General features: G+C 69.2%; 21 protein-coding genes and 1 tRNA gene. 17 read left to right on the top strand and 5 right to left on the bottom strand.

From position 1 onward, the window contains the following. Positions 1–5 precede the first annotated feature (5 nt). From murB to AAW00_RS12305, 17 genes are all read left to right on the top strand, one after another. Entirely contained in the window at positions 6–953 is a 948-nt protein-coding gene (gene murB / locus AAW00_RS12215; RefSeq protein WP_047004831.1) for a UDP-N-acetylmuramate dehydrogenase, read from the top strand. Positions 954–1,078: 125 nt separating this feature from the next. Continuing rightward, complete coding sequence (locus tag AAW00_RS12220) at positions 1,079–2,035, top strand: D-alanine--D-alanine ligase (RefSeq protein ID WP_047004720.1); 957 nt, start codon at positions 1,079–1,081, stop codon at positions 2,033–2,035. Positions 2,036–2,039: 4 nt separating this feature from the next. Then, entirely contained in the window at positions 2,040–2,951 is a 912-nt protein-coding gene (locus tag AAW00_RS12225; protein WP_047004721.1) for a cell division protein FtsQ/DivIB, read from the top strand. Next, entirely contained in the window at positions 2,951–4,258 is a 1,308-nt protein-coding gene (ftsA, locus tag AAW00_RS12230; protein WP_047004722.1) for a cell division protein FtsA, read from the top strand. Before AAW00_RS12225 ends, ftsA begins: the two co-directional genes overlap by 1 nt. A 138-nt stretch (positions 4,259–4,396) precedes the next feature. Further along, positions 4,397–6,079: a cell division protein FtsZ gene (gene ftsZ / locus AAW00_RS12235; protein ID WP_047004723.1), complete on the top strand. Its 1,683-nt coding sequence runs from the start codon at positions 4,397–4,399 to the stop codon at positions 6,077–6,079. Positions 6,080–6,181: 102 nt separating this feature from the next. Continuing rightward, a complete protein-coding gene (locus tag AAW00_RS14330) occupies positions 6,182–7,870 on the top strand; it encodes a tetratricopeptide repeat protein (protein ID WP_162199431.1) in 1,689 nt (562 codons plus the stop codon). A gap of 151 nt (positions 7,871–8,021) precedes the next feature. Further along, on the top strand, positions 8,022–8,528 hold the full coding sequence (locus AAW00_RS12250) for a type III secretion system chaperone family protein (RefSeq protein ID WP_047004726.1): 507 nt from the start codon (positions 8,022–8,024) through the stop codon (positions 8,526–8,528). A 12-nt stretch (positions 8,529–8,540) separates the two neighbouring features. Continuing rightward, a complete protein-coding gene (locus AAW00_RS12255; protein ID WP_047004727.1) occupies positions 8,541–9,347 on the top strand; it encodes a pyrroline-5-carboxylate reductase family protein in 807 nt (268 codons plus the stop codon). A 112-nt stretch (positions 9,348–9,459) separates the two neighbouring features. Next, positions 9,460–10,230, top strand: coding sequence for a Bax inhibitor-1/YccA family protein (locus AAW00_RS12260; protein ID WP_047004728.1), 771 nt, complete (start codon positions 9,460–9,462; stop codon positions 10,228–10,230). A gap of 163 nt (positions 10,231–10,393) precedes the next feature. Then, positions 10,394–11,323, top strand: coding sequence for a hypothetical protein (locus AAW00_RS12265; RefSeq protein WP_047004729.1), 930 nt, complete (start codon positions 10,394–10,396; stop codon positions 11,321–11,323). Positions 11,324–11,434: 111 nt separating this feature from the next. After that, positions 11,435–11,510: transfer RNA gene (locus AAW00_RS12270), tRNA-Ala, on the top strand. Between the two features lie 325 nt (positions 11,511–11,835). Continuing rightward, complete coding sequence (gene cgtA, locus AAW00_RS12280; protein ID WP_047004731.1) at positions 11,836–12,915, top strand: Obg family GTPase CgtA; 1,080 nt, start codon at positions 11,836–11,838, stop codon at positions 12,913–12,915. An 18-nt stretch (positions 12,916–12,933) separates the two neighbouring features. Then, positions 12,934–14,055, top strand: coding sequence for a glutamate 5-kinase (gene proB, locus AAW00_RS12285; protein ID WP_047004732.1), 1,122 nt, complete (start codon positions 12,934–12,936; stop codon positions 14,053–14,055). Next, on the top strand, positions 14,052–14,960 hold the full coding sequence (locus tag AAW00_RS12290; protein WP_047004733.1) for an NAD-dependent epimerase/dehydratase family protein: 909 nt from the start codon (positions 14,052–14,054) through the stop codon (positions 14,958–14,960). The genes proB and AAW00_RS12290 overlap by 4 nt, the downstream gene beginning before the upstream one ends. A gap of 102 nt (positions 14,961–15,062) precedes the next feature. After that, on the top strand, positions 15,063–15,515 hold the full coding sequence (locus AAW00_RS12295) for a hypothetical protein (protein WP_047004734.1): 453 nt from the start codon (positions 15,063–15,065) through the stop codon (positions 15,513–15,515). Positions 15,516–15,609: 94 nt separating this feature from the next. Further along, positions 15,610–16,833, top strand: coding sequence for a cupin domain-containing protein (locus AAW00_RS14335; RefSeq protein ID WP_052761936.1), 1,224 nt, complete (start codon positions 15,610–15,612; stop codon positions 16,831–16,833). Positions 16,834–16,877: 44 nt separating this feature from the next. Beyond that, entirely contained in the window at positions 16,878–17,528 is a 651-nt protein-coding gene (locus AAW00_RS12305) for a hypothetical protein (protein ID WP_047004735.1), read from the top strand. Here the strand turns inward: AAW00_RS12305 and AAW00_RS12310 are convergent. From AAW00_RS12310 to cobA, 5 genes are read right to left on the bottom strand one after another with little or no spacing between them, the layout of a single operon-like run. Further along, on the bottom strand, positions 17,525–18,274 hold the full coding sequence (locus AAW00_RS12310; RefSeq protein WP_047004736.1) for a phosphoadenylyl-sulfate reductase: 750 nt from the start codon (positions 18,272–18,274) through the stop codon (positions 17,525–17,527). The genes AAW00_RS12305 and AAW00_RS12310 overlap by 4 nt on opposite strands. Next, positions 18,267–18,731 (bottom strand): DUF934 domain-containing protein, encoded by a 465-nt coding sequence (locus AAW00_RS12315; protein ID WP_047004737.1) that lies wholly within the window; start codon positions 18,729–18,731, stop codon positions 18,267–18,269. The genes AAW00_RS12310 and AAW00_RS12315 overlap by 8 nt, the downstream gene beginning before the upstream one ends. Continuing rightward, positions 18,724–20,358: a nitrite/sulfite reductase gene (locus tag AAW00_RS12320; protein ID WP_047004738.1), complete on the bottom strand. Its 1,635-nt coding sequence runs from the start codon at positions 20,356–20,358 to the stop codon at positions 18,724–18,726. Before AAW00_RS12320 ends, AAW00_RS12315 begins: the two co-directional genes overlap by 8 nt. After that, complete coding sequence (locus tag AAW00_RS12325; protein ID WP_047004739.1) at positions 20,358–20,654, bottom strand: DUF2849 domain-containing protein; 297 nt, start codon at positions 20,652–20,654, stop codon at positions 20,358–20,360. Before AAW00_RS12325 ends, AAW00_RS12320 begins: the two co-directional genes overlap by 1 nt. Continuing rightward, positions 20,651–21,406 (bottom strand): uroporphyrinogen-III C-methyltransferase, encoded by a 756-nt coding sequence (gene cobA / locus AAW00_RS12330; protein WP_082125067.1) that lies wholly within the window; start codon positions 21,404–21,406, stop codon positions 20,651–20,653. Before cobA ends, AAW00_RS12325 begins: the two co-directional genes overlap by 4 nt. Positions 21,407–21,408: the final 2 nt, after the last annotated feature.

Raw genomic sequence — 21,408 nt, forward strand, 5'->3', positions numbered from 1 at the left:
AATGGATGGCCGAAGCACCCGGCAGCGACGAGGAGCCCGCCGGCACCTCCGGCTGGGTACCGCAGGGCGCGCGCGGCTCGCTCACGCGCAACGCCCCGCTCGCCAAGCTGGTCTGGTTCAAGAGCGGCGGTGCGGCTGACTGGCTGTTCGAGCCCGCCGATATCGAGGACCTGACGAGCTTCCTCTCCGCGCTGGAGCCCGGCACGCCGGTGATGGCGCTGGGCCTCGGCTCCAACCTCATCATCCGCGACGGCGGCGTGCCCGGCGTGGTGGTGCGGCTGGGCAAGCCCTTTGCAGGCGTCGAGGTGAAGCGCGACTGCGTGATCGAATGCGGCGGCGGCGCGCCCGGCATCCTCGTCGCCAGCCAGGCGCGTGACGCAGGCATCGCCGGGCTGGAGTTCCTGCGCGGCATTCCCGGCACGGTCGGCGGCTTCGTTCGCATGAACGGCGGCGCCTACGGGCGCGAGGTCGCCGACGTGCTGATCGACTGCGACGTGGTGCTGCCCGATGGCAACTCCATCAACCTGCCCGTCAGCGACCTCGACTACACCTACCGCCACTCGCGCCTGCCCGAGGGCGCAATCGTCGTTTCCGCCCGTTTTCAGGGCACGAAGGGCGATCCGGCGGAAATCGGCGCGGAAATGGACCGGATCGCCGAAGCACGCGAGAATTCCCAGCCGCTGCGCACCAAGACCGGCGGCTCCACATTCAAGAACCCACCCCCTGAATCATCCGGGGGACAAAAGGCGTGGCAGCTGGTCGATGCGGCCGGATGCCGGGGCCTGAAGAAAGGTGACGCGCAGGTGAGCGAGAAGCACGCCAATTTCCTCATCAACACGGGCGATGCGACCAGCGGCGACATCGAAGGGCTGGGCGAGGAAGTCCGCCGCCGCGTGAGCGAGGCGACGGGCGTCGCGCTCGAATGGGAAATCCAGCGGGTGGGGCGGCCCTGATGGTAGGTAAAATGAAACCGATTACCCTGAAATTGTCGGAGGGCTGCCTTTCTCTTGCATGGCGTTGTGACCTCAAGAAAGAACGGCAGGGCTTCGACAAGCTCAGCCTGAGCGGAAATCTCTAAATGTTGCTTGATCGTGCATATCACGTCCTCGTCCTCATGGGCGGCTGGGCGAACGAGCGCGAGGTCTCGCTCATGTCCGGCAACGGCGTCGCCGATGCGCTGGAGAGCGCAGGCCACCGAGTCACCCGGCTCGACATGGACCGCGACGTCGCCGCGCGCATCGCCGAGGCGGCGCCAGACGTCGTCTTCAACGCGCTCCACGGCGTGCCGGGAGAAGACGGGACGGTGCAGGGCATGCTCGACCTGATGGGCGTGCCCTATACCCATTCGGGCCTCGCCACCTCGGTCGTCGCCATCGACAAGGAGCTGACCAAGCAGGCGCTCGTCCCCCACGGCGTGCCCATGCCCGGCGGCCGCATCGTGACGAGCGAGGAGCTGTACGAAGCCGACCCCATCGCGCGGCCCTATGTGCTGAAACCCGTGAACGAAGGCAGCAGCGTGGGCGTCGCCATCGTGACGGCGGACAGCAACGTCGGCAACCCCATCGCCCGCGATGCCAGGGGGCCGTGGCAGCAGTTCGACCGCCTGCTCGCCGAACCCTACATCCGCGGGCGCGAGCTGACCGCCGCCGTGATCGACACCGAGGAGGGCGTGCGCGCGCTCGGCGTCACCGAGCTCATCATCGACACCGGCTTCTACGATTTCGAGCACAAGTACACCGACGGCAAGACCACCCACGTCTTCCCCGCCGACATTCCCGACAACATCGCCGCGTTGTGCCGCCGCTACGCCGTGCGCGCGCACAAGGTGCTGGGCTGCCACGGCACCAGCCGCACGGATTTCCGCTGGGACGACGAGCGCGGCGAAGACGGGCTGTTCGTGCTGGAGACGAACACCCAGCCCGGCATGACGCCACTCAGCCTCGTGCCCGAACAGGCGCGGCATTGCGGCATCGAATACCCGGAACTGTGCGAGATGATTGTCGAGGACGCGCTGCGCCGCGCCGGAAAGCTTTAGTCACGTGGCGCGCAAGGTCACCCGCAAGCAGACCGGCGTGCGCCGGCAGGCCCGCGCGCAAGGCACGCAGCGGCGGGTGGCGGGTGCGCGGAGCCGCGGCCGCTCGCTGCTCGGCAGTGCGCTGGCCCTGCTGCCCTTTACCGAGGACCAGCTGCAAAAGACCTTCGTCGTCCTGATCCTGGGCGGCGCGCTGGTGCTGGCAGTGGTCGTCGCAAAGGTTTCCGGCGCGACCGAGGTGATGTCGGAACGCATGGGCCTGATGGCCGCCAATGCCGGCTTCAAGGTGCAGTACGTGCAGCCGAGCGGCGTCGAGCGCATGAACGTCGCCACTATCTACGAACGCGCCCTGGGCCAGCAGGATCTCGCCATGACGCACGTCGATCTCGAAGGATTGCGCGGCGAGCTGCTGACCCTGCCGTGGGTCAGGGACGCGCGCGTCTCGCGCCAGCTGCCCGCCACCCTGCGCGTCGATATCGTCGAGCGCCAGCCCCACGCCGTGCTTGCCCGTCCCGACCGGCTGATGCTGATCGATGCCACCGGCCGCGAGCTGGAACCCGTCAGCCGCGACGAGGCGCGCGAATACCTGCTGATCGAGGGGCCGGGCGCGCAGGACCGGGTGGAGGACCTGACCCGCCTGCTCGACGCCGCACCCGCGTTGCAAAGCCAGGTCAAGGAAGCTGAGTGGGTCGGCAACCGACGCTGGAACCTCACCTTTGCCACCGACCAGCGCCTCGCGCTGCCCGAAGGCGAGGACCGCGCTGCGGCGGCCTTCATCAGCTTTGCCCAGGCCGACGGCGTGCATCGCCTGATCGGCGGCAAGGCGACGGCCTTCGACATGCGCAACGCGCCGCGCATGTACATGACCGTGCCCGAGCGCGAGACGGCACAGGAAGTGGCGATGGGGGGCGAGGGCTGATGGCGAGCCAGCAGCGCATCGCCCGCGTTTTCGGCGCGATCAACGTCGGCAGCTTTCGCATCTCGGCGATTATCGCCGGGATCACCGAGGACGGCGAACTGCAGGTCCTCGGCAGCGGCCACCGCGCCAGCCAGGGCATCAGCCGCGGCTACGTGGTGGACATGGGCGCGGCGACCTATGCCGTGCGCGACGCGCTGGAGCGGGCGGAGAAGCTCGCGGGCACCAGCGTCGACGCGGTGTGGATCGGGTGTTCGGGCGCGGGTCTCGCCAGCGAGATCCGCCCGGTCGAGATACCCATCGGCGGGCGACGGATCGAGGAAGAGGACATTGAGGCGCTACTGGTGGCCGCGCGCGACGTGATCGCGCCCGACGGCCGCAGCGTGCTTCACGCCCAGCCCGCCTGCTATTTCCTCGACGGTGCGCACGGCGTCGCCAACCCCAAGGACCTGCACGCCGAACGGCTGGGCGTCGACGTCCACGTCATGCTCGCCGACGGCGCGCCGATCCGCAACGTGACCGAGGCGGTGCAAAACGCGCACCTGGAGGTCGAAGGCGTCGTCGCCTCGCCGCTCGCCACCGGCTACGCCTGCCTGACGGAGGAGGAGCGTGACCTCGGCGTCGCCATCGTCGAGTTCGGCGGCGAGGTTACCAACGTCTCGGTCTATGCCGCCGGGATGCTGCTTGGCCTGAAGGCCATTCCCAAGGGATCGAGCGACATCACCGATGCCATCGCCAGCGCGTTCTCCATCCGCCGTTTCCAGGCAGAGCGGCTGAAGTGCGTGTCCGGTTCGGCGGTCGCGAGCCCGACCGACCACCGCGAGATGATCCCCGTCACCGCGCCGGGAGAGGAAGGCCGCGGCCCCGTGGCGCGCGGCGCGGACGACCGCAACGAGGTGCCGCGCGCCGAACTGATCGGAGTCATCACCGGCGAGCTCGACCAGCTTATGCGCGAGATCGGGCGCGCGCTCGAAGGCATGGGCTTCCTCGGCAGCCAGCCCAAGAGCGGCAAGGCGGCGCGCGCGCGGCAGGTGGTGCTGACGGGAGGCGGCGCGGAGCTGGCGGGCCTCGCCGACTACGCCCAGAGCGTGCTCGGCGTGCCGGTGCGGATCGGCCGCCCCGTGGCGCTGAAGGGTCTGCCCGAGGCACACACCACGCCCGGTTTCGCCACGCTGGCGGGCCTCGTGCTTTACGCCGTCGAGGACCCGGTCGACATCCGCTCCATCGGGTCGAAGACCACGATCACCTCCAGCTACGGCCCCGTCGCCACGGTGCTGCGTATCTGGCGGGCCATGCGGGAGTATTTCTGACATGCCCGCCGCCGGTGCCGCCAGTGCTTGCAGGCCGCGCCTAGCTGTGGATACAGGCGCAAATACATTCACGCCGCAATACGGATTGTGGCAAGGTGAACGACAAGTAACTCTATTTCCCTCCGGGAGTGTATCACGATGAGCATCAATATCGGCCCGCCCAGCGTCGAGGAACTTCGCCCCCGCATCACCGTGATCGGCGTGGGCGGCGCGGGCGGCAACGCCATCGCCAACATGATCGAGAGCGAGATCGAGGGGGTCGACTTTATCGTCGCCAACACCGACGCGCAGGCGCTCAACACCTCGGTGGCGGAGCACCGCATCCAGCTCGGGCCGGACATCACGCAGGGCCTCGGCGCCGGTTCGCGGCCCGAGGTCGGCCGCGCTGCCGCGGAGGAGACCGTCTCCGACATCGAGCAGGCGCTCGACGGGGTGAACATGGTCTTCATCGCCGCGGGCATGGGCGGCGGCACCGGCACCGGCGCCGCGCCGGTCATCGCCAAGGCCGCGCGCGACAAGGGCATCCTCACAGTGGGCGTCGTCACCAAGCCCTTCCTGTTCGAAGGCACGCGCCGGATGCGCGCCGCCGAGAGCGGGATCGAGGAACTGCAGAAGAACGTCGACACGCTGATCGTCATTCCCAACCAGAACCTGTTCCTGGTCGCCAAGGCGGACACGACCTTCAAGGAAGCCTTCCTGCTCGCCGACGAGGTGCTGCAGCAGGGCGTGCGCTCGATCACCGACCTGATGGTGATGCCGGGCCTCATCAACCTCGACTTCGCCGACGTGCGCTCGGTCATGGGCGAGATGGGCAAGGCGATGATGGGCACGGGCGAGGGCGAGGGCGAGAACCGCGCGCTTGAGGCCGCCGAACGCGCCATCGCCAACCCGCTGCTCGACGGCGTGTCGATGCAGGGCGCCAAGGGCGTGATTATCTCGATCATCGGCGGCGAGGACATGAAGCTGCTCGAGGTGGACGAGGCCGCGAACCACATCCGCGAGCTGGTCGACCCCGAAGCGAACATCATCTGGGGCTCGGCGTTCAATCCCGATCTCGACGGCAAGATCCGCGTCAGCGTGGTCGCCACGGGTATCGAGCAGACCGGCGAGCAGGCCGAGAATGCCGCTCGTCCGCTCGATCTCACCACCCAGCGGGGCATGGCCGGGATGAGCGGGATGGGCGGCGGCATGGGCAGGGGCCCGGCGCGCCCGTCGATCCCGATCCCCGCGGAAGACGATTTCTCCGATGAGGAAGAGACGCTCGATCTCGGCGCGATGGACGAGGCCGAGCCTGCTCCGGCACCTGCTGCGGAGCCGGTCGCCGAGCCCGCCGACGACAGCGCCTACGGTGCGCAGGACGACGACGGCTACGGCGATGCCGCGGACGAGGACGACGACACGCTCGACCTGGCACCGCCCGCCGAGCCCGCGCCCGCTGGCCGAGAGCCGGTGGCTGCGGACGAAACCTACGCCGCCGACGATTTCGACGACGATTTCGCGGACGACGATGCCGGGGCGGACGAACTGCTGCTCGATGCCACGCGCCTTGCGGAGGCCGACGAGCCGGTACAGCCCGCGGGCGGTCGCCGCGCGCGGATGCTCGGCGGCGCCGCCGGGGGCCAGGACGCAGGGGCCGCGCCCGCTACGCCCCCCGCTCCCCCGGCGCCCCCGCCACCCTCTTCGGGCGGCAGCACGCTGTTCGAGCGCATGGCTAATCTCTCGCGCCAGGGCTCGGCAGACGACGAGGACGATGACGACGACGGTGACGGCGGCGGCTCGATGCGCATCCCGCGCTTCCTCGGCCGCCAGAACAACCAGTAGTCGCGTATCCCGCCCCCTTCCTCGCGCACTGGTCGCGAGCCGGGGGCGGGCCGTCACAATCGTTCTCACGAGGTTCAGTTAGCCATGTATAGGGCGCGCGTGATGATCCGGTCGCGTTCCCTCCTGCTCGTCGCCGCGCTGGCGGTGCCTCCCCTCGTTCCCGTTGCCGCCACAGCGCAGCAGGAGGTGGTGCAGGCCCTGCCCGACCCGGCGCAGGGCGAGCTGGCGGCGGCGCTGCAACGCCTCTCGCGCAATCCCAACTCCGTGCCTGCGCTGGTCGATGCCGGCCGCGCCTCGCTGACGCTGGGCGACGTATCGGGCGCGCTCGGTTTCCTTAACCGCGCGCAGGCGATCGATCCCGACGACGGACGCGTGCTGAGCGCGCTCGCGCTCGTCGCCGTGCGCCGGGGCGAGGCGGTGACGGCGATCCAGCTGTTCGACAACGCCGAGGCGGCGGGCGTGCAGATGGGGCCCTATGCGGGCGACCGCGGCCTTGCCTACGACCTGGCCGGGCAGCCGGCGCGGGCGCAGCGCTTCTATCGCCAGGCGCTCTCGCGCGAGGAAAGCGCCGAGATCGTGCGACGGCTGGCGCTGAGTTATGCCATCTCGGGAGATGCCGCGGCGTCGGAGACCACGCTCTTGCCGCTCCTGCAGCGGCAGGACCGCGCCGCTTTTCGCACCCGCGCCTTTGCCCTCGCCATCCTTGGGCGCGACGAGGAGGCGGTGTCGATCGCCACGACCATGCTGCCCGCGCGCCTGTCGGACCGGCTCGAGCCATACCTGCGCTTCATGACCCGCCTGACCGACGCCCAGCAGGCTGCCGCGGCCAATCTCGGGCGCTTCCCCACCAGCAGCGAAATGGGCCGCGACACGCCGCAGATCGCCGCGCTGGATAGGCCCGCGCCTGCGCCCGCGCCGCAATCCGTAAGCAGCGGCGACCGGCTGACCCCGGCGGGCGAACCGCTTGGCCGCCAGCAGGCGACATCGCAGCCGGTCGTGCAGCAGCTTCCGGCGCAGCAGGCCGTGGTCCAGCAGCCGGTCGTCCAGCAACCGGTCGTCCAGCAACCCGTGCAGCAGGCCGCCGCCACGCCGCCGCCTTCCCGCAGCGGCGAACTGCCCGCTATCGAGTCGACCGAAATCGCCGCCTCGCAGACGCCCCAGCGCCCCGTCCAGCCCGCGCTGGCAGAGGTCGTCGCGGCACAACAGGCCCAGCCGTCGCCCGCGCCCGAGCCCGTCGTGGTTGCCTCGCTCGGCGAGCCCGCCAGCTTCCCGCCTGCCGGGGAAGCTCGGCCCTCGTTCTCGGTCGGCCAGCCGGTGGCAGCGGATCCCGCGCCCTCGCGCGAGCAGATCGGCTTGTCCGAGGCCTTTGCCGACTTCTCCCTCGCCACGACCCTACCCGTGGTGCCGAGCGCCGGGGCGGTCGACATCCGTACCATCGAGCCGCGCCGCGATCCGCCGCCGGTGCGAGCGGAGGCTGCGCCCGCGCCGGCCGCCCGTCCCGCGCCGCCGCCGCCGCCCGCGCACCCCAGCCGCATCTGGGTGCAGGTGGCGACCGGTCAGGACCTCGCCGCCTTCCGCTTCGACTGGCGGCGGCTGGTGCGCAATTCCGACGGCGCGCTGGAGGGCCGCGATGCATTCACCGCGCCGTGGAACGCGACCAATCGCCTGCTCACCGGGCCCTTCGATTCGGCCCGCGAGGCCAACGAATTCGTCACCCGCCTGGGCGCGGCTGGCATCTCCGCCTTCCGCTTCACCAGCACGGCGGGCGAGGAAATCCGGCCCTTGCGGTAAAGCCGCGCGGCCCCTCGGCGGCGCAGCTTTTCCCACACCTTGCCAACAGGCCAGATGAGTTTTGCCCGACCGTTTTCGGACCCCCCGATTGCGCGGATCGTGCCTGACGACGCATTAAGCATGGCATGACGACGGGACGCGGAAAGCAGCCATGAACACGCAGCGCCACACCTTCGAGGAGGGCGAGGATGCTGCCCCCGTGGAAATGCTCGCGGCGATGTTCGACGCGCACGGCTGGTCCTGGGAACAGGTCTCGGAGGACGAGGTCTGCGGCGAGATCCCCGGCAGTTGGACGACCTACCAGCTGCGCGCGATCTGGCGGCGCGAGGATCACGTGCTGCAACTGCTGTGCCTGCCCGAAGTGCGCGTGGCCGAGAACAAGCGGCAGGTCGCCTTCGAGCTGCTCGCGCTGATCAACGAACAGCTCTGGCTCGGCCACTTCGACATCTGGTCGCAGGGCGGCGTGCTGCTCTATCGCCACGGGCTGATGCTGGGCGACGACGGGATGCTGAGCCTCGACATGGCGCAGCTCGCCATCGACACCGCGATTGCCGAATGCGACCGCTTCTACCCCGCCTTCCAGTTCGTCCTTTGGAGCGACAAGGGCCCGCGGGAGGCACTCGACGCGGCACTGGTCGACGCCGCGGGCGAGGCGTAGAAACGGCGCACCATGGCGCACGAATCGGTCCTCATCGTCGGCTGCGGCAACATGGCGGGCGCCATGCTGGAAGGCTGGCTGGCGGGCGGGCTCGCGCCGGACCGCTTCACCGTCGTCACGCCCATGCGCGAAAGCGTGCCCGGGGATGTGGACCTCTTGCGCGAGGTGCCCGAAGGCCGAACCTTCGACACTGTGGTTCTGGGCTTCAAGCCGCACATGCTGGCCGCCATCGCGCCCACGCTACAGGGCGTTGCCGGTGCGGGCACGAGCGTGCTCTCGGTCCTCGCGGGCGTGGAGCTGCCCAGCCTCAGACGGCATTTTCCCCAGGCAGGCGCGGTGGTGCGGGTCATGCCGAACCTCGCCTGCGCGCTCGGCAAGTCGCCCGTCGCGCTGGCGCAGGAGGGGCTGGACGATGGCGCTGAGGCGGCACTGGTGCAGTTTCTCGAGCCGCTCGGCACGCCCGAATGGGTGGCGGAGGATCGCTTCGACCTCGTCACCGCGCTGGCAGGCAGCGGCCCGGCCTTTGTCTATCGCTTCATCGATGCGCTGGGGGCCGCCGCCCAGCGGCTCGGCTTGCCGCCGGAGCAGGCCTGCACCCTCGCCATCGCCATGACCGAGGGCGCGGCGGCGCTGGCGGCGCGATCCGAGCACGGGCCGGGCAGGCTCGCCGACATGGTCGCCAGCCCCGGCGGGGTGACGCGCAAGGGGCTGGACGTACTCGACGAGGACGAGGCGCTGACCCAGCTCGTCACCAAAACCTTGCGCGCAGCGCGCGATCGCAGCGCTGAAATGGCCCGCGAGGCGCGGGATCGCGGTTAACGTCGCGCCGCCGAAAAACCCCCGGTTTCGCTTGAAATTTCGCCGACCAAGGGCAATATTGCGACTAATCCGGTCCGCTTTGTGAGACCGGGAGACCAGGAGTTTGGAAACAATGGCAAACTGGAACGAGAACCGGACCCGGCAGGGCTTCGGCACCGCTCCCGGCCAGATGGGCGACGTCACCTCGCGCACCACGATGGACGCGGGTCTGCGTGGGCACATGCTCTCGATCTACAACTACATGGCTTCGGGCGTGCTACTCACCGGCATCGTCGCACTGCTTACGTGGCAGAGCGGGCTCGCCGCCGAGATCATGACCGGGCCGATGCGCTGGATCGTCGCGCTTTCGCCGCTGGCCATCGTGTTCGCGATGAGCTTCGGGCGCGACCGCTTTTCCACCGGCACCCTGCAGCTTATGTTCTGGGCCTTTGCCGTGCTGATGGGCCTGTCGCTGTCGTCTGTTTTCGCGATCTACACCGGCGCTTCCATCGCCACGACCTTCTTCGCCACGGCCAGCGGTTTCGCCGCGCTCAGCCTGTGGGGCTATACCACGAAGAAGGACATTTCGGGCTGGGGCAGCTTCCTGATCGTCGGCGTGATCGGTCTGCTGGTCGCGATGATCGCCAACATGTTCATCCAGTCCTCGGGTCTGGCCATGGCGATTCCGTTCATCGGCGTGCTGATCTTCGCGGGCCTCACCGCCTACGACACGCAGCGCCTGAAGCACGAGTACCTGATGGTGCGCCAGGCCGGCATGACCAACCCCGCCGTCGCTGCCGCCTATCCTGTGGGCAAGATGGTGATCCTTGGCGCGCTGACGTTGTACCTCGATTTCGTCAACATGTTCACCTTCCTGCTGCAGTTCATGGGCAGCCGCGAGTAGGCTGCCGCGACAAGGTCCGATTGTTGCAATCGGGACTCACATTCGTGCCCGGGGAGCATAAACGCTTCCCGGGCATTTTCTTTGTCCGTCCGGGGCGTTAGTCATCACCGCTTCAGGGACGGGAGGGGAAAGTTTCGTCCCAGCATAGGAAGCCAAGCGCATCATGACCAAGCCGCCGATTACCATCCGCACCATCGCCGTGCGGGCGGTCGCCACAGCCACCGCCGTCGCCATGCTGGCGGCCTGCGCCACCCCGCCGCCACCGCCGCCACCCCCGCCGCCGCCGCCGCCCCCACCGCCGGTGGTCGAAGCCGTGCCCTACCGTCCGCTGCCGCCGCCGCAGGCCGCCTACCAGATGGACCTGCCGATGAAGGATTCGCTAGGCAACCGGGTCACGGTCAACACCGCGCTGACCACCGACGAGGCCGTGTGGCATTTCCGGTCCGGCTGGAACGTCGCCGCGCTCAACTGCACCCGTCCCGAGGACCAGGCTATCATCGATACCTACGCGCAGATGCTGCGCGCCGAGGCCTCGCGCCTCAATTCGGCGAACAATGCCGTCGATGCGCGCTATCGCAGCGATGCGGGCGGTGATCGGCGCGCGGCCCTGCTCGCGCGTGAGACTCACGCGACCAGCGTCTACAACTACTTCGCCACGCCCGGCGCGCGGCGCGAGCTGTGCACGGCCGCGCTGGCGGTGGCGAACGACTATGCCGCCGCCCGGCCGACCGACTTCGACAGCTTCGCCATTGCCGGCCTGCAGCGCTACGAGATGGCGTTCGAACGGTTCTTCCAGGCCTACGAGGAATACCAGGCCGCATCGACCGCGTGGGACCAGCGATATGGCGCACGTTACGGCGCCTCGCAGCCCGGCTGGGTCGCGCTCTACGGTACGGCTGCCCAGCAGCGTGCGGCGGGCGTGGCCGGCGTGGGTGCCTTCCCCGACGATCCGATTTCCGTTCCCGACGGCGAAACCGGCGCCGCGGTGCCGGTCATCCCGGTCGACGAGACGAACGCGGGAACGCCCGTGGTGCAGCCGCTGCCGGGCAATACCGGCGTGGTCGTGCCGCCCGCGCAGCCCAGCGGTAACTAAGGCGAAAGGGGAAGGGGATTTTCCCCTTCCCTGTGCCGACAAGTCTCGCTAAGGAGCGCGCCTTCGCCGCATCGCCCACCCGGGTTCGCGGCTAAGTCAGGACACTGGAACGGGGCCGTAGCTCAGTTGGGAGAGCGCGTCGTTCGCAATGACGAGGTCAGCGGTTCGATCCCGCTCGGCTCCACCAGTGTTTCAGCTTCGCTTCCACACTGGAATGTTTGCTTTTCGAAAGCGCCTCCGCGCTTTCGTCCTCGGTGCTGATCTCTCCGCCGGGGCTTTGCTCCGGCTGCGAGGCACCTGCGGCCGGCTGTTCGGCCTTGCGGGCCTGCAGCCCGGTCAGGACTTCTCAAAGGGCACTGCTTCGGTCGGCGACCAGCCGGCCGCAGGGGCGACCGCCCGCCCGCAGCGGGCGCGCAGCGAAGCGGAGGACGTATAGCAAGGACGAGGCCGCGGAGGCGGCCTCGCAAACAAACAGATGATTTCCACCCTCGACTGGGTCTAAGGCCAGCCTCATGCATTTCCTCGACCAGGCCAAGATCTTCGTGAAGTCCGGACCGGGCGGCCCAGGGGCCGTGTCGTTCCGGCGCGAGAAATATATCGAGTACGGCGGGCCGGACGGCGGCAACGGCGGCAAGGGCGGCGATGTCGTGATGGTCGCCGTGCCCGGACTCAACACCCTCATCGACTTCCGTTACGCCCAGCACTTCAAGGCCAAGCGCGGCGGGCACGGCATGGGCCGCGATCGCTATGGCGCGGGGGCGGACGACCTCGTCATCGAGGTGCCGGTGGGCACGCAGGTCTTCTCCGACGACCGCGACGAACTGATCGCCGACTTCACGCAGGAGGGCCAGCGCGTCGTGCTGCTGGAAGGCGGCATGGGCGGGCGCGGCAACGCCAGCTTCAAGAGCAGCACCAACCGCGCCCCGCGCCAGCACCAGCCGGGTATGCCGGGCGAGGAGATGTGGGTCTGGCTGCGGCTGAAGCTGCTCGCCGACGTCGGCCTCGTCGGCCTGCCCAACGCGGGCAAGAGCACCTTCATCAACGCCGTCTCCAACGCGCGGGCAAAGGTCGGCGACTACGCCTTCACCACGCTCGTGCCCAAACTGGGCGTCGTCCATCACAAGGGCCGCGAGTTCGTGATCGCCGACATTCCGGGGCTGATCGAGGGCGCGGCGGACGGTGCGGGGATCGGCGACCGTTTCCTCGGCCATATCGAGCGCTGCCGCGTGCTGATCCACCTCATCGATATCTCCGGCACCGGCGATGCCGATCCGGTCGAGGCCATGCGCATCGTCGAGGGCGAGCTGGAGGCCTACGGCGCCGGGCTGGAAGACAAGGCGCGGCTGGTGGTGCTGAACAAGCTCGACCTCGCCGACGCCGAACTTGCCGCCGACTTCGCCGACGAACTGAAGGCCGCAGGCGCGGACGAGGTCTTCGCCGTGTCGGGTGCGACGGGCGCGGGGATCGAGAAGCTGCTCGACGCCGTCCTCGCCTATCTGCCCGAACGCACGATGACCGAGCAGCCGAGCGAACTGCCGCCCGAGGCCGACGCCGAGCCGTTGCCGGAGAAACCTTGGTCACCGCTCGGCTGAGGCGCTAGGGCGGCAAGCGTGACCATCGCCGACCCATCGCAGCTCGCCAGCGCCCGCCGCCTCGTGGTGAAGGTCGGCTCCGCCCTGCTGGTCGAGCGCGGAAGCCCTCGCGTCGAATGGCTGGCCTCGCTCGCCGCCGATATCGCCATGCTGCGCGCAAAGGGCGTGGAGGTCATCGTCGTCTCGTCCGGCGCCATCGCGCTCGGCGCGGCGCGGCTGGGACTTGCAAAGGGCGGGCGCGGCAGCCTTGCCGACGCGCAAGCCGCGGCCTCGGTCGGGCAGGTGGACCTGGCGCGGCTGTGGTGCGACGCGCTCGCGCCCCACGGGCTGACCGCCGCGCAGATGCTCGTCACCATCGGCGACCTCGAGGATCGTCGCCGCTACCTCAATGCCGCCGCCACGCTGGCGCGGCTGGTGGAGGCGGGCGCGATCCCCGTGGTCAACGAGAACGATTCGGTCGCCACCGAGGAAATTCGTTTCGGCGACAACGACCGCCTCGCCGCGCGCGTGGCACAAGCGGCAGGGGCGGAGGCGGTGCTGCTGCTCTCGGACGTCGACGGCCTCTACGACCGCTCGCCGAAGGAGCCGGGCGCGGCGCTGGTCCCGCGCGTGGAAGGCGTCACCCCGGAAATCGTCGCGATGGCGGACGGCGGCTCCTCGTCGGGCCTGGGATCGGGCGGGATGCTCGCCAAGCTGCAGGCAGCGCGTATCGCCGAACGGGCGGGCATCGCGCTCGTCATCGCCAACGGCACGGCCTCCTCGCCCGTCGCCGCCTTGCTTGCGAGCGGCACTGGCACGCTGTTCGTGCCGCAGGCCGATGCCAGCGCGCGCAAGGCCTGGCTCGGCGGGCGTCTCGCGCCATCGGGCGTCATCACCGTGGACGCTGGCTGCGTCGAGGCGCTGGGCAAGGGCGCGAGCCTGCTGGCACCCGGCATGACCGCTGTGGACGGCGATTTCGCACGCGGCGACCTCGTCGCCATGCATGGGCCGAAGGGCGAACGGCTGGGGCAGGGGCTGGTCGAATATACCGCCGCCGAATGCCGCGCGATCCTGGGCCTGAAGCAGGAGGCGCAGGCGGAGCGCCTCGGCTATGCCCCGCGCGCCGCCGTGATCCACCGCGACCACATGGTGCGCGAATGAGGCTGGCGCTGACAGGTGGCACCGGCTTCGTCGGGCAGGCGGTGCTGGACGAGGCGGGCCGGCGCGGCTGGCAGGTCACGGCGCTTGCCCGCCGCGACATGGCTCCGCGCGAAGGCGTGGACTGGGTGCGCGGCGACCTTGCCGATCATGCCGCGCTCGCCCGGCTCGCCCAAGGTGCCGACGCCGTGCTGCACGTCGCGGGCGTGGTCAGCGCGCCCGACAAGGCGGGCTTTGCAGCGGGCAATGTCGATGGCACGCGGGCCGTGGTCGATGCCGCGCGCGATGCCGGTGTTGCCCGTTTCGTCCACGTCTCCTCGCTCGCCGCGCGCGAACCCGGCCTGTCGGACTACGGCCACTCCAAGCGCCTCGCTGAAGAGGTGGTGCAGGTCAGCGGGCTCGACTGGACCGTGGTGCGCCCGCCCGCGATTTACGGCCCGCGCGATACGGAGATGTTCGAGCTGTTTCGCGCCGCGCGCTGGTGCGTGCTGCCGATGCCGCCCCGAGGCCGCGCTTCCTACATTCATGTCGAGGACCTGGCGCGGCTGCTGCTCGACCTCGTCCCGGCCCGGGAGGCTGCGAGCGGTCGCATCTTCGAGCCCGACGACGGCCATGCGGGCGGATGGAGCCACCAGGACGTCGGCCATGCCATCGGTCGGGCCGTGGGCCGCCGTGTCTGGGCGCCCAGCCTGCCGGGCCGCCTTCTGACCGCTGCCGCGCGCCTCGATCGCAAGCTGCGCGGAGACAAGGCGAAGCTTACGCCCGACCGCGCCCGCTACATGGCCCACCCAGACTGGACCGCGCGTGCCGAGCGCGCCGTGCCCGGCGACATCTGGCAGCCGCGGATCGGGTTGGAGGCCGGTCTTGCCGAGACCGCGCGCTGGTATGGCGAGGCCGGCTGGCTGTAATCCTCGCAAATGTAAACGGAAATGGCTTGCCACGGCGGGCGGGTTTGATACGTTGCGCCGTCTGTCCGGTATGGGAGCCGGACCGTTTATGAGGGGGATTTCATGGCAAAGAGGGCAAAGCCCGTTTCGCGTCGTTCGTTCGTAGCGCTGGTCACCGGCGCGGCGGCAGCTTCGGTGGTTGCGGTGCCGGCAATGGCGCAGCGCACCGGTCGTACGGACAGCGACGCCAACGACCGGGCCGGCTACGGCCACACCGGCGTTTCCGATAGCGACGCGGGCGACCGCGCGGGCGCGGGGCGCACGGGCTACACCGATTCCGATTCGAACGATGCGGCGAACTACGGTCGCGGCGGCGGTCGTCGCAGCAGCGGCAGCGGCGTGACCGATTCCGACAGCGGCAGCAACCGCGACTGCGCGGGTCAGGGTCGCGGCAGCGGTTCGGGCTATTCGGATTCCGATTCGGGCGATCGCGGCGGTTACGGCCGCAGCGGCATCACCGATGCCGACAGCGCGGACCAGGCCGGTCGCGGGCGCGGCCGGGGCACCTGCTCCTAGTCACTGGCCGTCAGGGCCTGCATTTCTGGCGTGAGGTCGGCGACAGTCGGCCTCCGCCTTCGTGTATCCGCCGTTCCGGAGCGCAGTCGAAGAGATGACCGTCACCACCACCGCCAAGGGCAGCGCGAGCGACGTGCTCGATATGCTCATCGCCCCGCTTTCGCGCGCGGAGTTCTTTGCCGATGTCTATGAGCGGCGCGTGCACCGCGCCAGCCGTAGCAGCCGGGCGGTCGACGACCTGCTCAGCATGGATCGCATCGACGAGGTTATCTCCGACAGCGAACTGCCGCCCGCGGCGATCAGCATGGCCAAGTCGGGCGAGAGCATCCCGGCCTCCGACTTCACCTTCGACAACGGCGTGGTCGATCGCGGCGCGGTGCTCGACAACTTTCGCGACGGGGCGACCATCATCCTGCCGCAGCTGCATTTCGCCGACGGCAAGCTTTACCAGTTCTGCCTCGCGCTCGAACGCGAATTCGGCGCGCGGGTGCAGACCAACATCTACCTCACCCCGCCCGGCTCCACCGGCTTCGGCATCCACTACGACGACCACGACGTGTTCGTCATCCAGGTCTCGGGCGCGAAGCAGTGGGAGATCTACGGCGACCGCGAGGGCCTGCCCTACAAGGGCGAGGGGTTCCGCAAGGGTCACGACGACACCGGCGAACTGCGCGACAGTTTCGTGCTGAACGCCGGCGAATGCCTCTACGTGCCGCGTGGCACCGCCCACCGCGCGCCCAACCACGGCGACGAGCCGAGCCTGCACATCACCGTCGGCATCCTCGTGCAAACCTGGGCCGAATTCATGCTGGAAGCCGTGGCCGAGGCCAGCCTGCGCATCCCGGACCTGCGCCATTCGCTGCCGCGCTCGCTGTTCTTCGGCGCGGAGCCAGGCGAACCCACCGATGCCGACAACGAGGCGACCTTTCGCGCGCTGATCCGCCAGATCGCCGAGACCGCGAACTTCGATGCCACCCGCGCGGCCTTTTCCGGCAACTTCGCGCGCGCCCAAGGCACCCGCACGCGCGGCGCGCTGCTGGCGCTGGCCAAGGGCATCGCGCCGGGCGACCGGTTCCGCGTGCGCGAGCACATCCTCTACAGCTTCGTGACCTCTCCGGCCGAGAATGGGGAGGGCGAGGAGCACGCCGTTGTGGTCGCCGGGTCGAGCGTGCCGATGAGCGCCGATCTCGCCGGGCAGCTTCAGGCCCGCATTGCCGAGGGCTCGGTGGGGCTGGAGGACTTTTCCGTGGCCGACCAGGAGGAGCTGTCGGACATCGTCGGCACGCTGGTCGCCTACGGCCTGCTGGAACCCGCGTGACGCGAATTTGCGCAGCGTGCGGGGCTTGAGCTAGACCCGTCGCCATGGACTTCATGAAGATCATCCAGTCGCTGGAGCAGTTGCTCTACGAACTGATGGTCTGGCTGGTGTTCTACCCGCTCACGCTATTCAAGGCGACGTTCCATCCGCTGCGGCTGATGGACTATGCCGATGACGAGCTTGGCGATGCCGATGCGGACCGTTATTCGGATACGCTCAGCCCGCCGATCTTTCTCGCGATCACGCTCGGCCTCGTGCATTTCGTCGAGATGGCGGGCGGCTGGAACCTCGAGACAGACGGGCTGCTGGCCGACGACACCAACCTCATTGCCTTCCGCCTGGTGGCCTTTGCGCTGTTTCCGCTGATGCTCTCGCTGCGGCTCTTGCGTCGCAAGCGCATCGCGCTCGATCGCAAGAGCTTGCGTTTGCCGTTCTACTCCCAGTGTTTCGTCGCCGCGCCCTTCGCCCTGGGCATCGACGTGGCGACGGTGCTGAGTGCAGGCGGGGCCGACGTCGGCGTGGCGCTTGGCGTAGCCGGGGCGTCCATCCTCTGGTATCTCGGAGTGCAGACGATGTGGTTCCGCCAGAACCTGTCGCAGGGCTGGGTATGGGCGCTGGGGAACGCGCTGCGCGGCTTTCTGGAGGCGACCTTCATCTGCTTCCTTATGGCGATGGCGGTTGAAGTGATGCGCTAGAGGAACGGCTCCACGCCCGGCTGGTGGATGCCGCACTCGGTCTTGTCCCAGCCCCGCCAGCGGCCCGCGCGCGGGTCTTCGCCGGGAGCGACCGGGCTGGTGCAGGGCGCGCAGCCGACGGAGAGATAGCCTTGCGCCTCGAGCGGGTGGCGCGGCAGGTCGCGCTCGGCGAAATAGGCTTCGAGATCGGCCTTTACCCAGTCGCCGAGCGGGTTCAGCTTCAGCCGGCCGTCCTCGACCTCGAAGCGCGGAATGTTCTGCCGGGTGCTGGACTGGAAGGCCTTGCGACCGGAAATCCAGCTGTCGAGACCGGCCTTGGCGCGGGCCAGCGGCTCCACCTTGCGGATTTCGCAGCAGCCGTCGGGATCGTAGGACCACCTGAGGCCGCTCTCGTCGCGCTCCGCCAGACGCGCCGCATCGGGTTGCACGACCGAGGCATTCTCGATGCCCAGCTGCTCGATCAGCGTTTCGCGATAGGCGAGGGTTTCCGGAAACATCTTCAGCGTATCCACGAAGACCACCGGCACGCTCGCGTCGGCGCGGGCGACGAGATCGAGCAGCACGGCGCTCTCGGTCCCGAAGCTGGAAACCACGGCGACGCGGCCGAGGATGTCCTCGGCGAAAAGCTGGCGCAGCATGTCGAGCGTATCGACCCCGGCGAAGCGGGCGTTGAGGGCGTCGGCGTCCGCCTGCATGAAGGCGGGCGCGGTGTCGATGCGGTCGATGCGGCGGGCGGCTTCACCCATGACGAAGATTCCAGATGGGCACGCGCTCGTCGGCGGCGCTCTGGTAGACCTCGGGCCAGCGGGCAAAGGCGGCCTCGACGTCGGCAGGGTCGAGCGGGCGCTCTGGGGCGAAGCTGTCGAAGCCGCAGCGGCGCATGAAGGCGATCTGGTCGACCAGCACATCGCCCACGGCGCGCAGTTCGCCGGTGTAGCCGTGCTCGCGCAGCAGGCGGGCAGCGGAATAACCGCGTCCGTCGCCGAATACGGGGAAGTTGACCTCGACAAGACGCACGCGCGCGAGATGCGGCAGCAGCGCGCGGGCATCGTCACCCGGCTCGACCCGTACGGCCTCGGCAGCGGGCTGCTCGAGAAAGGCATCGACGGTCACCTGCGCGACGCCGGCGGGTTCGTCGTCGCGGAAGCGGAACTGGACGTCGTCGCGTCCCGAGCCGATTTCGGTTGCGGGGGCATCAGCCATAAAGCGCCTCCTTGAAGCTATCCATGCCGATGCGGCGATAGGTATCGAGGAAGCGTTCCCCGTCTCGGCGCTGGGCGAGATAGGTGTCGGCGACCTTTTCGACCGCGTCGACGATGCCCGCCTCGTCGAAGCCGGGGCCGGTGATCTTGGCGAGGCTCACGTCCTCAGCCTCGCTGCCGCCGAGCAGGAGCTGGTAGTTTTCCGTCCCCTTCTTGTCCACGCCGAGGATGCCGATGTGGCCCGCGTGATGGTGCCCGCAGGCGTTGATGCAGCCGGAAATTTTCAGCTTCAGCTCGCCCAGCGCATCGCCCTTGCCGCTGGCGGCGAAACGTTCGGAAATCTTCTGCGCGACGGGGATGGAGCGGGCGTTGGCGAGCGAGCAGTAGTCGAGCCCGGGGCAGGCGATGATGTCGCCCACCTGGTCGAGATTGGGCGTTCCGAGCCCCGCTTCGTCCAGCCGCGACCACAGCTCGTGCAGGCGGCCGATCTCGACGTGCGCCAGGACGATGTTCTGCGTGTGGGTGACGCGCAGCTCGTCGAAGCTGTATTCCCGCGCCAAGTCGGCCATGAGGTGCATTTGCGCGGCGCTGGCATCGCCGGGAATGCCGCCGACGGGCTTCAGGCTGATCACCGCGGCGACATAGCCCGGTGCCTTGTGGGCCACGCAGTTGCGGTCGATCCACAGCGCGAAGTCGGGGTCCGAGCGGTCGGCGCGCTCGGGCAGGCCGGTGGCGAAAGCGGGAGGCTCGAAGAAGGTGCGCAGGCGCTCCAGCTCGGCCAGCGGCGGCTCGACGCCGACCTCCAACAGGTGCGCGAATTCCTCCTCCACCTGCCGCCGGTATTCGTCCGCGCCCAGTTCGTGGACGAGGATCTTGATGCGCGCCTTGTACTTGTTGTCGCGGCGGCCGTGGCGGTTGTAGACCCGAAGACACGCCTCGGCATAGGTTACGAATTGGTCCAGCGGCACGAAGTCGCGGATCAGCGGTGCGATCATGGGCGTGCGGCCCATGCCGCCGCCGACATAGAAGGCCGCGCCCAGCTCGCCCGCATCGCTGCGCACGATACGGATGCCGATGTCGTGCAGGCGCATGGCCGCGCGGTCCTTTTCGCTCGCGATGACGGCGATCTTGAACTTGCGCGGCAGCATCGAGAATTCCGGATGGAAGCTCGACCACTGGCGCAGCAGCTCGGCATAGGGGCGCGGGTCCACGACCTCGTCGCCCGCTGCGCCGGCAAAGTGATCCGAACTGATGTTGCGGATGCAGTTGCCGCTGGTCTGGATGGCGTGCATCTCGACCTTGGCGAGGTCCGCCAAGAGGTCCGCCGCCTCCTCCAGCTTGATCCAGTTGTACTGGATGTTCTGCCGCGTGGTGAAGTGGCCGTAGCCCTTGTCGTAACGGTCCGCGATGTCGGCCAGCGCGTGCATCTGTCGGCTGTCGAGCGTCCCGTAGGGGATGGCGACGCGCAGCATGTAGGCGTGGAGCTGGAGATACAGCCCGTTCATCAGCCGCAGCGGCTTGAACTGGTCCTCGGTCAGCTTGCCGGACAGGCGGCGGGCGCACTGGTCGCGAAATTCCTCGACGCGCGCGTCCACCATGGCCTGGTCGTATTGGTCGTACTTGTACATCAGATCACCCAGTCCCAACCTTGCTGCTGTGCCGCCTTCACCGCCAGATCGGGCCGCACCGTGGGGCCGAGGGCGCGGACGCGGTCCTTGATGTGCGCGGGGCGCGGGCCGGTCGGCGTTGCTTCCGCGTCGATGGCGTAGGCGGCGTTGACGCGGCGCGCGGCTTCCTCGCGCGCGAGAATGTCGGTCGCCTCCTCGCCCGCGTCGACGGCGTCGCCGATGTGGGTGGACCAGGCCTGGCCATCCCACCACACGACGGCGCCGGATTTGAGGTCGTTTCCGGTGAGGAGCTTCATCGCGCGGCCTCCAGCGCGAGGGCGGCGAGCGCGGTATCCTCGCGCGCGGTGACCTCGCCGATGACGATGAGGGCGGGGCTGACAACGGCGTAGGTCTCGACCATGTCGGGCAGCGCGGCCAGCGGCCCGCGCAGCACGCGCATCTCCGGGCGGCAGGCGTTCTCGACCACGGCGAGCGGCATGTCGGGGGCGAGGCCGTCGGCCATCAGCTTCTCCGCGATCTGCGCGGCGGTCTTCACGCCCATGTAAATGACGAGCGTGCGGCCCTTGCCGGCAAGCCCCGTCCAGTCCTGGTCGGAGAGGCCCTTGCACTGACCGGCGACGAGGGTGAGAATGCTCGATGCCTCGCGATGGGTGAGGGCGATGCCCGCCGCCGCGGCCGCGCCGGTGGCGGCGCTGATGCCGGGGGTTACCTCGCACGGCACGCCTGCCGCACGCGCTGCTTCCAGCTCTTCCCCGCCGCGCCCGAAGACGAAGGGATCGCCGCCCTTCAGCCGCACGACGTCACGCCCGGCCAGCGCCTCGGTGACCAGCAGGGCGTTGATGTCCTCCTGCGCCATGGTGTGGTGCGCGCGGCGTTTGGCCACCGAGACCAGCCGGGCATCGGGCGCGGCCAGCGCGAGTATCGCCGGATCGACGAGCCCGTCGTGGACGATGGTGCGGGCCTGCGCGATCAGCCGCGCGGCGCGCAGGGTCAGAAGATCGGGATCGCCCGGCCCCGCGCCGACGAGGTGGATTGTGCCATGTTGCATGG

Source organism: Aurantiacibacter luteus (assembly GCF_001010945.1).
Lineage (GTDB): Bacteria > Pseudomonadota > Alphaproteobacteria > Sphingomonadales > Sphingomonadaceae > Alteraurantiacibacter > Alteraurantiacibacter luteus.